This window comes from Pseudomonas sp. KB-10 (assembly GCF_018221585.1).
GTDB classification, from domain to species: Bacteria; Pseudomonadota; Gammaproteobacteria; order Pseudomonadales; family Pseudomonadaceae; genus Aquipseudomonas; species Aquipseudomonas yangonensis.
The window spans coordinates 53472-67583 of record NZ_QYYB01000003.1; the positions used below are offsets into that span (position 1 = coordinate 53472).

The 14112-nt window shown below is 65.0% G+C and carries 14 protein-coding genes and 1 pseudogene; 7 read left to right on the forward strand and 8 right to left on the reverse strand.

The window, feature by feature from the left end; translation table 11 throughout:
• Positions 1-3: 3 nt before the first annotated feature.
• Positions 4-501 (reverse strand): DUF6231 family protein, encoded by a 498-nt coding sequence (locus DXK50_RS08730; protein WP_212630040.1) that lies wholly within the window; start codon positions 499-501, stop codon positions 4-6.
• A gap of 442 nt (positions 502-943) precedes the next feature.
• Here DXK50_RS08730 and DXK50_RS24910 point away from each other — a divergent pair.
• The 3 genes and pseudogenes from DXK50_RS24910 to DXK50_RS08745 form a co-directional block, all read left to right on the forward strand.
• A pseudogene (locus tag DXK50_RS24910) lies at positions 944-1297 on the forward strand (OmpA family protein); the annotation flags it as partial.
• Between the two features lie 212 nt (positions 1298-1509).
• Entirely contained in the window at positions 1510-1815 is a 306-nt protein-coding gene (locus DXK50_RS08740; RefSeq protein WP_212630041.1) for a DUF1145 domain-containing protein, read from the forward strand.
• Positions 1808-2569, forward strand: a complete 762-nt coding sequence (locus DXK50_RS08745; protein ID WP_212630042.1) for a collagen-like protein — start codon at positions 1808-1810, stop codon at positions 2567-2569. The genes DXK50_RS08740 and DXK50_RS08745 overlap by 8 nt, the downstream gene beginning before the upstream one ends.
• A gap of 48 nt (positions 2570-2617) precedes the next feature.
• Here the strand turns inward: DXK50_RS08745 and DXK50_RS08750 are convergent, their stop codons facing one another.
• Positions 2618-3082 (reverse strand): CopD family protein, encoded by a 465-nt coding sequence (locus DXK50_RS08750; protein WP_161864411.1) that lies wholly within the window; start codon positions 3080-3082, stop codon positions 2618-2620.
• 140 nt (positions 3083-3222) lie between these two features.
• Between DXK50_RS08750 and dinG the strand changes: the two genes are divergently transcribed.
• The gene (gene dinG, locus DXK50_RS08755) at positions 3223-5367 is read left to right on the forward strand and encodes an ATP-dependent DNA helicase DinG (protein ID WP_161864410.1); all 2145 of its coding nucleotides are present in this window, start codon (positions 3223-3225) and stop codon (positions 5365-5367) included.
• A gap of 5 nt (positions 5368-5372) precedes the next feature.
• Here the strand turns inward: dinG and mnhG are convergent, their stop codons facing one another.
• The 6 genes from mnhG to mbhE are packed head-to-tail and all read right to left on the reverse strand — an operon-like array spanning position 5373 to position 11133.
• Complete coding sequence (mnhG, locus tag DXK50_RS08760; protein ID WP_024307398.1) at positions 5373-5714, reverse strand: monovalent cation/H(+) antiporter subunit G; 342 nt, start codon at positions 5712-5714, stop codon at positions 5373-5375.
• Positions 5711-6022, reverse strand: a complete 312-nt coding sequence (locus DXK50_RS08765; protein WP_161864408.1) for a monovalent cation/H+ antiporter complex subunit F — start codon at positions 6020-6022, stop codon at positions 5711-5713. The genes mnhG and DXK50_RS08765 overlap by 4 nt, the downstream gene beginning before the upstream one ends.
• Complete coding sequence (locus DXK50_RS08770) at positions 6019-6516, reverse strand: Na+/H+ antiporter subunit E (RefSeq protein ID WP_212630043.1); 498 nt, start codon at positions 6514-6516, stop codon at positions 6019-6021. The genes DXK50_RS08765 and DXK50_RS08770 overlap by 4 nt, the downstream gene beginning before the upstream one ends.
• Positions 6516-8012, reverse strand: a complete 1497-nt coding sequence (locus DXK50_RS08775; RefSeq protein ID WP_212630044.1) for a proton-conducting transporter transmembrane domain-containing protein — start codon at positions 8010-8012, stop codon at positions 6516-6518. Before DXK50_RS08775 ends, DXK50_RS08770 begins: the two co-directional genes overlap by 1 nt.
• Positions 8009-8413, reverse strand: a complete 405-nt coding sequence (locus tag DXK50_RS08780; RefSeq protein WP_212630045.1) for a sodium:proton antiporter — start codon at positions 8411-8413, stop codon at positions 8009-8011. Before DXK50_RS08780 ends, DXK50_RS08775 begins: the two co-directional genes overlap by 4 nt.
• Complete coding sequence (gene mbhE / locus DXK50_RS08785; RefSeq protein ID WP_212630046.1) at positions 8413-11133, reverse strand: hydrogen gas-evolving membrane-bound hydrogenase subunit E; 2721 nt, start codon at positions 11131-11133, stop codon at positions 8413-8415. The genes DXK50_RS08780 and mbhE overlap by 1 nt, the downstream gene beginning before the upstream one ends.
• A 236-nt stretch (positions 11134-11369) precedes the next feature.
• Here mbhE and DXK50_RS08790 point away from each other — a divergent pair, with 236 nt between their 5' ends.
• The 3 genes from DXK50_RS08790 (at position 11370) to pdxH (ending at position 13978) form a co-directional block, all read left to right on the forward strand.
• Positions 11370-12515 (forward strand): serine hydrolase domain-containing protein, encoded by a 1146-nt coding sequence (locus DXK50_RS08790; protein ID WP_212630047.1) that lies wholly within the window; start codon positions 11370-11372, stop codon positions 12513-12515.
• Positions 12516-12596: 81 nt separating this feature from the next.
• Positions 12597-13250 carry an OmpA family protein gene (locus tag DXK50_RS08795; RefSeq protein WP_161864402.1) on the forward strand — a complete coding sequence of 218 codons (654 nt, stop codon included), beginning with the start codon at positions 12597-12599 and terminating at the stop codon, positions 13248-13250.
• Between the two features lie 80 nt (positions 13251-13330).
• On the forward strand, positions 13331-13978 hold the full coding sequence (gene pdxH, locus DXK50_RS08800; protein ID WP_212630048.1) for a pyridoxamine 5'-phosphate oxidase: 648 nt from the start codon (positions 13331-13333) through the stop codon (positions 13976-13978).
• The last annotated feature ends 134 nt before the right edge of the window (positions 13979-14112 follow it).

Sequence of the window (14112 nt, forward strand, 5' to 3'; positions counted from 1 at the left end):
GCTCTACCACCAGTATTTGCCGAAGTTTTGTGGATTGGCCCAGAACTTTGCGTTCAACCAGTCGGGAACTTGCTTGTAATCGAGCAGATCATAGGTGAACAGATGCAGGGTCTGTCCCTCGCGCTGGAATTGCTCGCTGGCCTGCATGGCCAGGGCGAACAGGTCGGTTTCCTGCCAATCGGCAGCCTTGAGGTCGAGCAATACGGCGACCCGGCTGGCGTTGAGGTTGCGAATGCCGCCCAGTAGTTGCAATCCATTGCGTTTGGGTAAGTGCTCCAGACAGTCGACCAGCAATGCCAGGTCGAAGCGCTGTGCGGCCAATTCCGGCGCCAGGGGAGCAGCAGGTGCGGTGGTGACCTGACACTGCGGGTGGGCGCTGTGAAAGGCGCTGACTGCGGGTAGTTCACTTGCCCCGAGCAACAGCAGTTTCTCGGGTGTATAGCGGGCAAGCAGTGCCGCAATGGCCTGCTGCGGAGTACGGGTGCTAAGGCTGGCAGTCATCGAACTTCCTCGAAAAGTCTGCAAAGACTAACGTGGTGTCGGTATCAGGCCTAGAGTGAGAGAAAATTATCCGCAGAAGCGGCTATAGCTGGCGGATTGTACAACTCCTGTCTTTACTACTATTGAGTCGGTTATGGGCCGATGAACATTGGAGACCTAAAGTATGAGTATCACAAGGAACGCAGTACCCCTGATTCTGGCTAGTACCATGCTGACCGGCTGCGCCGGCTTGCAGAAAACCGACTGGCCCACCTGCGCGGCGGTAGGCGGTGTCGGTGGTGCAGCGTTAGGGGCAATCGAAAGCTCTACCTGGGCGGGCGGTGGTGCGCTGGTAGGCGCCGGCATGGCCGCAGCCTATTGCTGGGTGCATGGCGCCGAAGCTCAGCAGGTTGCCGTCGTCGAAGAAGAGGTCATGGTCGAGGAAGTCGCCGTGGCCGAGCCGGCCGAAGCCGTCCGTGTCGAGCTGGACGTCAAGTTCGACTTCGACAAGGCCCAGGTCAAGCAGGAAAGCTATGGCGATATCAAAGCGCTGGCTGACTTCATGAAGCAATACCCGCAGACCAGCACCGTGGTTGAAGGTCACACCGACTCCGTGGGCAGCGATGCCTACAACCAGGGGCTGTCCGAGCGCCGCGCCAATGCGGTTCGTGAGGTACTGGTCAACCAGTATGGTGTTGAGTCCGGTCGCGTCCAGGCGGTGGGTTATGGCGAGAGCCGCCCGGTTGCCGACAACGCCACTGCCGATGGCCGTGCGATCAACCGTCGCGTAGAGGCCGAGGTCGAAGCTCAGCCGTAACGCCTCGCTGCACGAAGGTGTCACCCGCCAAGGCCCGTCCGGTTCTCCATCGGTCGGGCCTTTTTTGTGCGAAGCCACAACCGCCTGAGTCAACGAAAGGCGATCGCGGCGGCGATACCTTAGGTCATGGAAAATAATCCTTCGCTCTGGTGGTCCACGCCGCGACCGGTTAACGTGCTGCGCTAGTAGAAAAACCGACTACGAGGGCGGGGATGAAAGCACTGTTGATCATGGGCAAGGCGCTGGCATTGGTCTTCTGGCTGGTGTTCGCGGCGGCATTGGCGAAACGTCTGGGGGCTCCGTTCGAGCAGCTCGTCTATCTGTTGGCTGCATTTCTGGCGACGCTGCATGGGGCGCAGTTGTGGTTGTTCTCCGGCCTGCTGTGCACTCGCGCCAATCCTTGGCTGGACCGTGTGCAGGTGTTGCTGTTCGGCATTTTCCATCTCTACCCGTTGAAAGCCGAGCAGCAGCCGGCAACGGTCGCAGCGCCAGTGATCGAGGAAGCCGCTCATGCGTAGCCTCGCCCTGTTGCTCTGCTTGTTCGCCGGTACGTCCCTCGCCGCGCCCCAGGTCAAGGTCCCGTCCAATACCCTGATGCGTCTGCCTGTTGCCAGCAGCAGCCTGCAGCTGGAGCGGCTGGAGGTCGCGGATCAGGCGACCCTGATGATCCCGGCGACGGTGACCGAGTTGCGCATCGGCCAACTGCTGATGGGGCGCGACGCTCGCATCGGGGTGGCGCCGAGTGAACAGCCGCTACGGCTCGTGGTCGAGGATGCGGATATCGGCCCCGGCGCCTGGATCAGCGCCAAGGGCGCCGCCGGTACCTATACCCGGCCAGCGACGCCGGGCCGTGAGATCAGTCTCAAGCTGCACAAACTGACATTCGAATCGCTGACGCTGGATGTACGCGGTGGTCAGGGCACGCCTGGTTATGCCGGGCTCGATGGTGCCCATGGCCAGCCGGGTGGTTGCACCTGGGGCCAGGCCAGTGCCGGCTACGATGGCCAGGACGGTACCGATGGCCACGATGGTGCGCCGGGCGGCAATGTGGTGCTGGAAGTGCCGCACTATGTCGAGGTCGAGCGCATGCAGGTCTTGCTCGATGGCGGCGCCGGTGGGGCCGCTGGCTCGGCGGGGCGTCCCGGCCGCGGTGGTGCGGCCAAGGGCTGCCTGCTCTACGGCGTAGATGGCGCTGCGGACGGCAAACCGGGGCAGCCAGGGCGCGAAGGTGCGGCAGGACGCAGTGGCGCCGTGCAGGTGTTCCGCTTCTAGATCGCAGCTGCCTGCGTTCGCTCCGGCAGACATAGGCAGCTTCGCCTATCAGAATGAAGGGCGCATGGCCACCAACGCCATCAGCGCCAAGCCGATCAGCAGGTTGCTGCCCACCACCCTGCGAATCCGTCCCAGAACCTCGCCACCCGCCTGCCAGTTTTCAGCCTCCACGGCGCGCCGCAGCTCCGGCAGCTGCAACGCCTGAACACGTAGAAACAGGGCGAGCATCACCAGATACAGCCCCATCATGATGTGCACATAGCGCGGTGCGGCGTCGAAGCCGCTATAGCTCATGTGCAGCATGCCCATGCCGGTCACCGGCAACAGCGCGACCGCCAGCCAGACCCAGACGAAGAAACGCTTGAACACGCCGAGCCACAGGCGCAGGCGCGCGGGCGCTTCCAGTGCGTCGACCGCAGCCGGACGCAGGATCATCCAGGCGAAGAACATCCCCCCGACCCAGACGACAGCAGCGAGCAGGTGTAGGGCATAGAGCGGTGCATAGGGCGTCATGTGGCGTCTCCATCGGGGCCGTTGGGCAGTTCGCGGCATTCGATTGGCACACGGGTCTGCGCCAGATCGATTGGCGCGTTATGATAGCGGCCGCTCCGCGAATACTGAAAATTTATCCAGCCTTTTTCGTTTCAGAATCCATGCTCAGTACCGAACTCAAGACCCAGATCCAGGGCGCCTATTCGCGCTTTCTCGAGGCCAAGTCGCTCAAGCCGCGCTACGGCCAGCGCCTGATGATCGCCGAGATCGCCAAGGTGCTCGGCACCATCCGCAGCGATGATGAGGGCAAGCGCCTGGGCGACCCCGCTGTGGTGGCGGTGGAAGCTGGCACCGGTACCGGCAAGACGGTTGCCTACAGCCTGGCCACCATTCCTACGGCCAAGGCTGCCGGCAAGCGTCTGGTGATCGCCACTGCGACGGTCGCCCTGCAGGAGCAGATCGTGCACAAGGATCTGCCCGATCTTTTACGCAACAGCGGGCTGAATTTCAGCTTCGCCCTGGCCAAGGGGCGTGGTCGTTATCTGTGCCTGTCCAAGCTCGACCACCTGCTGCAGGACGGCGCCGCGCAGAGCGCCACGGCCCAACTGTTCGAGGAAGAAGGCTTTCGCATCGACGTCGACGAGCAGGGGCAGAAGCTGTTCACCGCGATGATCGAGAAGCTTGCCGGCAACAAGTGGGACGGCGACCGCGACAGCTGGCCGGAGGAGCTGGAAGACAGCCGCTGGGCGCAGCTGACCACCGACCACAGCCAGTGCACCAACCGCCACTGCCCGAATTTCCAGCAATGCGCTTTCTATAAAGCACGCGAAGGCATGGGCAAGGTCGACGTGATCGTCACCAACCACGACATGGTGCTGGCCGACCTGGCCCTGGGCGGCGGCGCGGTGCTGCCCGACCCGCGCGAGACCATCTACGTATTCGACGAAGGCCACCACCTGCCGGACAAGGCCATCGGCCATTTCGCCCATTTCACCCGCCTGCGCTCGACCGCCGACTGGCTGACCCAGATCGACAAGAACCTGACCAAGCTGCTGGCGCAGAATCCGTTGCCTGGCGATCTCGGCCGCCTGATCGAACAGGTACCGGAGCTGGCCCGTGAGCTCAAGACCCAGCAGCAGTTCATGTTCACGGCCTGTGAAGAGATTGCCGACTTCAAGGCCGGCGAGGACATGGAAGGGCGCGAGCGCCCGCGCCACCGCTTCGTCGGCGGGGTGGTGCCGCAGCACCTGACCGAACTGGGGCTGGAGCTGAAGAAAGGCTTCTCCAAGCTCAACGACCTGTTCACTGGCGTTACCGAGCTGCTCAAGGAAGCCATGGATGGTGAGGGCGCGGTGGGTATCGCCAGCCACCAAGCCGAGGAGTGGTATCCGCTGTTCGGCAGCCTGATGGCCCGCGCCAAGGGGAACTGGGAGCTGTGGCTGGCCTTCACCGCCGAGGACCCCGAGGAAAGCCCGCCGATGGCACGCTGGCTGACTCTGGCCGAGAGCGGGGCGCTATACGACATCGAGGTAAACGCCAGCCCGATCCTCGCCGCCGAGACTCTGCGCCGCAATCTGTGGAATGTCGCCCACGGCTGCCTGGTGACCTCCGCGACCCTGACCGCGCTGGGCACCTTTGACCGCTACCGCATGCGTGCCGGGTTGCCCAAGGTGGCGGTCACCGCCATCGTGCCGAGCCCCTTCCACCATGCCGATGCCGGCCTGCTGCGCGTGCCGGATCTCAAGGCCGACCCGCGCGAGGCCGCCGCGCATACCGCGGCGATCATTCGTGATCTGCCGGGCCTGGTGGCCGGCAGCCGTGGCTCGCTGGTGCTGTTCTCCTCGCGCAAGCAGATGCAGGACGTGTTCGATGGCCTTGACCGCGACTGGCGCAAACGTGTGTTCATCCAGGGCAACCTGTCCAAGCAGGAGACCCTGAACAAGCACAAGGCGCGAGTCGATTCAGGCGAGGAGAGCGTGCTGTTCGGCCTGGCCAGTTTCGCCGAAGGCGTCGACCTGCCGGGCGCCTATTGCGAGCATGTGGTGATCGCCAAGATCCCCTTTGCCGTACCCGACGACCCGGTGGAAGCGGCGCTGGCCGAGTGGATCGAGGCACGTGGCGGCAACCCCTTCATGGAAATCGCCGTGCCGGATGCGTCGCTGCGCCTGGTACAGGCCTGCGGTCGCCTGCTGCGTACCGAGGCCGATCGCGGCACCATCACCCTGCTGGATCGCCGGGTGGTTACCCAGCGTTACGGCAAGGCCATTCTCAATGCCTTGCCGCCGTTTCGCCGGCAGATAGATTAAGCGGTTTATTCACCGCCTCTGTTGCGTTGTTCCAGCTCATCACCCAGGCGCCCCAGCGTCGGCCGAATGCCGGCGCGGTGAGCGGCGCGGGCGATGGCGTGCGCAGCCAGCGGGGCGCTGGCCAGCAGAATCAGCAGGCCGAGAAAGGCTTCCAGGGCCAGTTCGCCGCTAGTGGCCAGGGCTACTGCACCCAGCAAGAGCACCGCGCCGAGTACCCCGGCCTTGCTCGCCGCGTGCATGCGGCTGTAGCTGTCGGGCAGGCGCAGCACGCCAATCGCGCCGAGCAGGGAAATCAGCGCGCCGCTGAGCACCAGCAGCGAGGCCAGCCAGGCTTGGATCTCGTTCATGGACGTTCCTCGCGTTTTTCCGGCATATGGCAGTGAGCGTCGTCGAACAGGAAGGCAAAGGCTGCCGTGCCGAGAAACGACACCAGTGCCAGCAGTACGGCGACGTCGATGAACAGTGCCTCGCCGCGCATCAGACATAACAGCGCCATGGCGGCGACCGCCAGCAGGGTCAGGGCGTCGATGGCCACCGCGCGATCCGGTCGGCTCGGCCCGCGCAGCAAGCGGTACAGGCTGATCAAACCGCTCAGCGCGAGCAAGACTGCAGCCAGTGGCAATACCCAAGCTGCTCCGGCCAGGTGCAGGGTCATGGCGTTACTCCTTCGGCTTTACTCGCATCGAGCCAGGCCAGCAGACGGCGCTCCAGCTCGATGAGGATTTCGGTCATGTCCTCGCGGCGACGCGCATCGAGGGCGTGGATGTAGAGCAGGCCCTGCTCCGGGTCGTAATCCAGGGCCAGGGTGCCAGGGGTCAGGGTCAGCAGGGTGCCGAGCAGGGTGACCTTGTCCACTTCGCGGCGGGTGACGGGGTAGGCCAGTATCGCCGGCTCCACGTCGACCCGACGCGCCAGTACCAGGGTGGCAACGTGATAGGTGGCGAGAAACACCTGGGCGATGAACCACAGGCAGAAGCTGACGCCATGCTCCAGGCTGCGCGCGTAACGGCGCAGGCGCGCCACGGCCACGCCCGCCAGGCGCACCAGCAGGTAGAGCAGGGCGAAGGCCAGCAGGCCGCCGCCCAGGTGCCCGGCGCCGACGCTCCAGGCCAGCATGGCGCTGGCCAGCAGATGGATGAGAAACGACATCAGGTACCTCCTGCGCCAGCGAAGGGTTGCAGATAGGCCTGCGGATCGGCGAGCTGCGCGGCGGCCGCCACGGCGTAGTCGATCAGCGGGCCGGCGCCCAGGCCGATGAGTACGGTCATCACCGCCAGGGCGCTCATGCCTATCCATGCCGGGCGCATGCCGGTGACCACTTGCAGCGCCTCTTCACCCTGTGGGTGAGGTTTGAGGAAGGCCTCGTTCCAGATCTTGTTCATCGACAGCAGGGTGAACACGCCGGTCAGCAGCGCGATGCCGGCCGCCCACCAGGCCGCGGCATCCAGGCTGGCCTTGACCAGCAGGAACTTGGCCCAGAAACCGGACAGCGGCGGTATGCCGGCCAGCGACAGCGCCGGAATGGCGAACAGCAGCGCCAGCCAGGGCATGCGCTTGTACAGCCCGCCCATGTCGGCCAGCCGCTCGGAGCCGCAGATGCGCGCCGCCAGCCCGCCGATGAAGAACAGGTTGGCCTTCACCACGATATGGTGGATCAGATAGAACACCGCGCCGGCCAGCGCCAGCGGGGTGGCCAGGGCCAGGCCGAGGATCATGTAGCCGACCTGGCTTACGATATGGAACGACAGGATGCGTCGCACCTCGGTCTGCGCCGCCGCGCCGAGCACGCCCACCAGCATGGTGGCGCAGGCGACCCACAGCAGCAGTTGATGGGGCAGGCCGTATTCCGGCCAGAGCAGGGTCACCAGGCGGATCAGCGCGTACACGCCGACCTTGGTCAGAAGCCCGGCGAACATCGCCGACACCGCGGTGAGCGCCACGTGGTAGGTGGCCGGCAGCCAGCCGAATACCGGGAACAGCGCGGCCTTGATGGCGAACGACAGCAGCATCAGCAGCAGCGCCGGGGTGACGCCGGGCGGCGCTTCGCCGCTGCGCATGATCACCGCCAGTTCCCCCATGTTCAGCGTGCCGCTGGCGCCGTAGACCAGGCCGGCGGCGAGCAGGAAGATCAGCGTGGCGAACAGGTTCAGCGCCACGTAGGTCATGCTGCCGGCCAGCCGGCGGCTGCCACCGCCGAGTGCCATCAGGGCGAAGCAGGCGATCAGCAGCACCTCGAACCAGACGTACAGGTTGAAGATGTCGGCGGTGATGAAGGCGCCACAGATACCGGTCAGCAGGCCCTGGATGAACAGGTGGAAGTCGCGGCCGATCTTGCTGTCGTTGTCCTTGGCCACGCCATAGAGCAGGGTGACCAGGGCGACCACGGCGCTGATGGCGATCATCACCGCCGACAGCCGGTCGATCACCAGGCTGATGCCGAACGGCGCCTGCCAGCCACCGACCTGGCCGGTCAGCACTATCCCCTGCGCCGCCTGCCAGACCAAAACCAGGCCGACTGCCAGCAACAGGGCGGCGCCGCTCAGGCTGAGCACGCGCACGGCCAGCAAATTACGGCGCAGGATGATCGCCAGCAGCAGGCTGCATAGGGGTACCAGAATCGGTGCAACCAGTAACGCGTGGTTCATCGGCGAGCCTCCGCACCCTGGGCGTCGCTCTCATGTTCGCTGTCGTGCCAGTCCGGCGCCGGTTGCTCGGTGATCGAGCTGACCGAGTCGGTAGTCTTGTCGCCATGCAGTTCGCGGGTGCGCTTGAGCAGCGCCAGGGCGAAGATGAACAGACTGAACCCGATGACGATCGCCGTCAGCACCAGCGCCTGCGGCAGCGGGTTGGCCGCATCGAGGGTATTGCCAGCCTCGACGAAGGCCGGACGCTCGCCGAAGAAGCGCCCGGCGGTGAGAACCCCTAGGTTGATTGCGTTACCCAGTACCACCACACCCAGCACGACGCGCTTGAGATTGCGGTCCAGAAGCATCCACAGGCCCAGACCCGCCAGGCCTCCGGTCGTGATTGCTGCGAGCCATTCCATCAGTGGCGAACTCCCGTGAGCTTGTCGATCATGTGCAGGGCAGAGCCGAACACGGTGAGGAAAACGCCGATATCGAAGAGCAAGGGCGTGCCCAGCGGAAGCCCGCCGGGGAAAATCCAGAGGCCGGTGAGAAAGGCACTGCCGGTCATCAGGCCGAGGATGCCGGCGCCTGCCGCGCAGCCCAGGCCGAGGCCGATCAGTTGCGCTGGCGCCAGCGGCAGCACGCGGCGAATCTGTCCGTGGCCGTAGGTCAGTACCAGCAGGATCAGGCCACAGGCCGCAACCAGGCCGCCGATGAAACCGCCGCCCGGCAGGTTATGCCCGCGCCACAGCAGCAGCAGGGAGGCGGCCAGCATCAACCAGGCCAGCGGGCGCAGACCCTGGCGCAGCAGCGGCGAGGTGAAGGCGTCTTCACCGCTGTGCTCGCCGCCGAAGCGTCGGCCGGTGCCGAGCAAACTGGCTGCGGCAAGGGCCGAGAGCGCGACCACGAGTATTTCGCCGAGGGTATCGAAGGCGCGGAAGTCCACCAGAATCACGTTGACCACGTTATGTCCGTGACCGCCCGGCAGGCTGTTGGCCTGGTACCACTGGGCGATTTCGCCCGGCAGCGGCAGGCTTACCGCCAGCAGCAGGGCGCCGGTCACGCTGAGACCGAAGAGGATCGCCACGCAGGCATGCAGACGGCGCTTCCAGGGCGCGCGGGCGCCGCTGGGCGGCACAGTGGGCATCTTGCGAAACACCAGGGCGAGGAAGATCAGGCTGAGGGTTTCCACCATCAGCTGGGTCATCGCCACGTCCGGGGCGTTGACCGAGACGAACACCAGCGCCAGCCCCAGTCCGCAGGCGCCGAGCGCTGCCAGCAAGGTCAGGCGGCCGGGCAGGAACGCCGCCGCCACGCCGCCGGCCAGTGCCAACAGGCAGCCGGCCAGGCCCAGCGGCGAGATCGGGCTGTAACTGCCCTGCAGCAGCTGCGGCAGGGCCGGCAGCAGGCCGACCGCAAGCAGACCTCCGACCGCCAGTGCCAACAGCACCAGATGCTGGCGCAGCGAGCCATGCTGGAAGCGCGCGGCGAGCAGTCCGGCGAAGTGGAAAACGCGTTTGAGCAGGCGATCCCAGATCAGGTCACCGCTGACGTTCCAGGCCGCGTTGGCACTATCGAGCAACTGCCGGACCCGGTCGCGCATTACGTAGAACAGCACGCCCAGCGATACGGTCAGCAGGCTGGCCAGCAGCGCCGGAGTGATGCCACCCCATAGGTAAAGGTTCACATCCACCGGGCCGCGCGCCACGGCCTGTACCGCATTGTTCACCAGCCAGGTTTCCGGCCAGGCATTCCAGGCGCCGAGCAGGAAGCCGCCGATGGCCAGCAGCATCGGCCCCAGCCACATTGGTAGGCCGACTTCGTGCGGCTCGCGTGGATAATCGCCACGCTTGCCGAGGAAGGTCTGCAGGAACACCAGGCCGGCAGCGGCGAACAGCAGGGCATTGGTGAGGACCATCACCAGGGTCACTGCCCAGCCGATATGACCCATCTCGATCAGGCCGCTGTATTTGAACTCCTTGGCGATGAAGCCGAAGAACGGCGGCAGGCCGGCGTTGGAGAATGCCGCCAGGGCCACGGCTGCACCGGTCAGCGGCATGAAGCGGATCAGCCCCCCCAGGCGCGCCAGCTCTCGCGTGCCGGTGGCGTGATCGACGGCGCCGACTGCCATGAACAGCGCGCCTTTATAGAGGGAATGCGCCACCAGATAGAGCACGAAAGCCTGCAGCCCATAGCTGGTGTTGGTGCCGATCAGCATGGTCAACTGACCCAGCACGGTGACCGTGGTGTAGGCCAGCAGCCGTTTGAGATCGGTCTGGCGGAAGGCAAGAAAGGCGCCGAGCACTGCGGTGGCGGCGCCGAAGGTGATCAGCAGCGTGCCCCAGCCGACGGAGCCGCCCAGCACCGGGTTCAGGCGGGCCAGCAGGTAGATGCCGGCCTTGACCATGGTCGCCGAGTGCAGATAGGCCGATACCGGTGTCGGTGCGTTCATCGCATTGGGTAGCCACAGGTGGAAGGGCACCTGTGCCGACTTGGTGAAGCAGCCCAGCAGCACCAGGCCGATGATTGCCGGCAGCAGCACATGGCCTTCGATCTGCTCGGCGCTGAGGCTGGAGAACTGCCAGTTGCCGGTGGCACCGCCGAGCAGGATCAGGCCCGCCAGCAGCGCCAGTCCGCCGCCGCCGGTGATCAGCAGCGCCTGCAGCGCCGCCCGGCGCGAGACGGCCTTTTCATGTTGGAAGCTGATCAACAGGAAGGAGGCGATGCTGGTCAGCTCCCAGAACACGAACATCGCCACCAGATCGTCGGCCAGCACCAGGCCGAGCATCGCCAGCATGAACACCAGCAGGTAGGCGTGAAAGCGACCGAGGTGGACATGACTGGACAGGTAGCTGCCGGCGTAGAGCACGATCAGGCTGCCGATGCCGCTGATCAATAGGGCAAACAGCAGCGAGAGGCCGTCCAGGCGCAGACTCAGGTTGATGCCCAGGGCCGGAATCCAGCTCATGCTCTGCACGACGGCATCGCCGCCGGCGATCAGCGGAATCTGTTGAACGAACCAGATGAAGGCCACCAGCGGCGCCAACATCAGCAGCCAGCCCGTGCGAGCGCCCAACAGGCGCGTCAGGCCAGGCGCCATAACGGCGGCCAGGGCGATCAGGGACAATAGGTAGAGCACTCGTATCTCCTGTGCCGAGCGTCGAATCCAGGACGGCCTGACGACCACGCACGTACCGCTAGCCGGCGTTCCGGTCTGGCACGGATTCAGGGCGTATCGGTCATATCAGGCCGCGCTTTTTTCAGCATAGGAAAAACCAATCGAAGATCGCTATTTTATGAAGTTTCAGAACATTGCATGATAGGCGGCTGCCATCATCGGCAGTATTGGGCCAAGCAGCGAAACGGGAGAACAGCGTGCAGATTCAGGGCTATTTCGACTTGCGCTTCGAGGCGGTGAGAGATGCGTTCGCCGCACTGTTCGACGATGCGCAGGAGCGGGGCGCGGCCCTGTGCGTGAAGATCGGCGGTGAAACCGTGATCGACCTGTGGGCCGGGGTCATGGACAAGGACGGCCAGCAGCCCTGGCACAGCGATACCATCGCCAACCTGTTCTCCTGCACCAAGCCCTTCGCTGCCGTGGTGGCCTTGCAGTTGGTGGGCGAGGGCAAGCTCGACCTGGATGCTCCCGTGGCGCGTTACTGGCCCGAATTCGCCGCCGCCGGCAAGGAGCGCATCAGCGTGCGCCATCTGCTTTGCCATCAGGCAGGCTTGCCGGCGCTGCGTCAGCAACTGCCCGCCGAGGCGCTGTACGACTGGCAGACCATGACCGATGCGCTGGCGGCTGAAGAACCCTGGTGGCCGCTGGGCGATGGCCATGGCTACGCGCCCATTACCTACGGCTGGCTGATCGGCGAGCTGATTCGCCGGGTAGAAGGCCGCGGCCCCGGCGACAGCATTGCTGCGCGCATCGCCAAGCCTTTGGACCTGGACTTTCATGTCGGCCTGGCCGACAGCGAATTCGACCGCGTCGCCCATATCGCCCGCGGCAAGGGCAATCTCGGCGATGCCGCCGCGCAGCGCCTGCTCAAGGTGATGATGAGCGATGCCAGCGCCATGACCACGCGCTCGTTCACCAACCCGCCGTCGATCATGACCAGTACCAACAAGCCGGAATGGCGGCGCATGCAACAACCGGCCGCCAACGGTCATGGTAACGCGCGCAGCCTGGCGGGCTTCTATGCCGGTCTGCTCGACGGTAGCCTGCTCGATGCCGAGCTGCTGGGCGAAATGACCCGCGAGCACGGTGTCGGTGACGACAAAACCCTGCTGACCCGCACCCGTTTCGGCCTCGGCTGCATGCTCGATCAGACCGATGTGGCCAACGCCACCTACGGCATGGGGGCAAAAGCCTTCGGTCATCCCGGTGCCGGTGGTTCCAGCGGCTTTGCCGACCCGGAACGGGACCTGGCATTCGGCTTCGTGATCAACAATCTAGGACCGTTCGTCTTGATGGACCCCCGCGCGCAGAAACTTGCACGCCAGATTGCGGACTGTATCTGATTGAACGGCTAAACTCGCGCCAATCGTTCCGTAACAACCATAACGAATCGACCATTAGATCTGTTTGACCTCGGGGGCTACATGCGTGCCAACAAGATTTTTGCCTTTACCTGCTGCCTGCTGATCGCCGGCTGCGCCGGTTCGGAAAAGAAGGAAGTCGCCAAGCCGGCAGCGATGCCTGCACCTCAGGTGACCCGCGCCTGGCTCGACGAGTACGAGCCGAAACTGCGCGAAGCGGTCAAGGGCAGCCAGTTCGAGTTCGAGCGTCGGGAAAATCTGTTGGTGGTAACCGCACCGGTGCAGGGCTCCTTCAACCCGGATCGCCCGCACATGCTCCTGCCTGCCAGCCTGGGCCCGATCACTCGCGTAGCCAAACTGCTGGAAACCGATGAGGACATCGCCGTGGTGGTGCTCGGCCACGCCGACACCAGCGGTGATGCGGCGCTGAACCGCGACCTCAGCCAGCAGCGCGCGCGTGCCGTGACCTCCATCTTCCGTCTCAGCGGCCTCAAGCAGAACCGCCTGCAGGTCATGGGCCTTGGTTCGGACATGCCGCGCGCGGCCAACGACAGCGCCGCCGGGCGTGCACTGAACCGCCGTGTGGAAATCCTTCTGACCTCGCGTGACACCATGCAGGGCCTGATCGCCAAATACAGCCAGCCGGCCAAGGCAGAACTCAAGGATGCGCCCAAGGTAGCTGCCGCAGATCAAGGAAAAGTCAGCAAGTCGGAGTAAGCTTGCCGGCATTTCCACCCTGCGCGGGCAGGTACTGGAAACCAGGCGAATGGTTTCCGGCCTTGCCCTGAGGAGTTGCCATGACCCAAACCCTGGCCGATATGCGCCGCGACTACACCCGCGACGGCCTGAGCGAAGCCCAGGCCCCGCTGGAGCCCTTTGCCCTTTTCCGTCAGTGGTTCGATGACGCGGTCAAGACCGAGCAGCTGCCGGTCGAACCCAACGCCATGACCCTGGCCACTGTCGATGACCAGGGCCGCCCCCATTGCCGTGTACTGCTGCTCAAGGGGCTCGACGAGCGCGGCTTCACCTTCTTCAGCAACTACGACAGCGCCAAGGGCCGTCAGCTGGCGGCCCGTCCCTTCGCCGCCATGACCTTCTTCTGGCCCAGCCTGGAGCGCCAGGTGCGTATCGAAGGTCGCGTGGAGCGTGTCACCGCCGCCGAATCCGATGGTTACTACCAGGTACGCCCGCTGGGCAGTCGCATCGGCGCCTGGGCCTCGCCGCAAAGCAAGGTGATCCGCGACCGCGCCGAACTCGAAGGCCTGCTGGCCGAGACCGAAAAACGCTTCCAGGGCCAGACGCCGCACTGCCCGCCGCACTGGGGTGGCTATCGCTTGCTGCCTGAGCGCATCGAATTCTGGCAGGGCCGGCCCAGCCGCCTGCATGACCGCCTCAACTATCGCTACGAGGGCGAGGCCTGGATTCGCGAGCGGCTGGCGCCCTGATGCAAAGACCGGTGTGGTGAGCACGCCGGTCAGGTGCAGGTGCCAAAGAGCGAAGCGAACGACTTCGAAGCGCTAGCCATCCCCGGGTGCAGGATACCCGGCAGAGCCTTGGCGCAACGGATTCGTATCGTCCG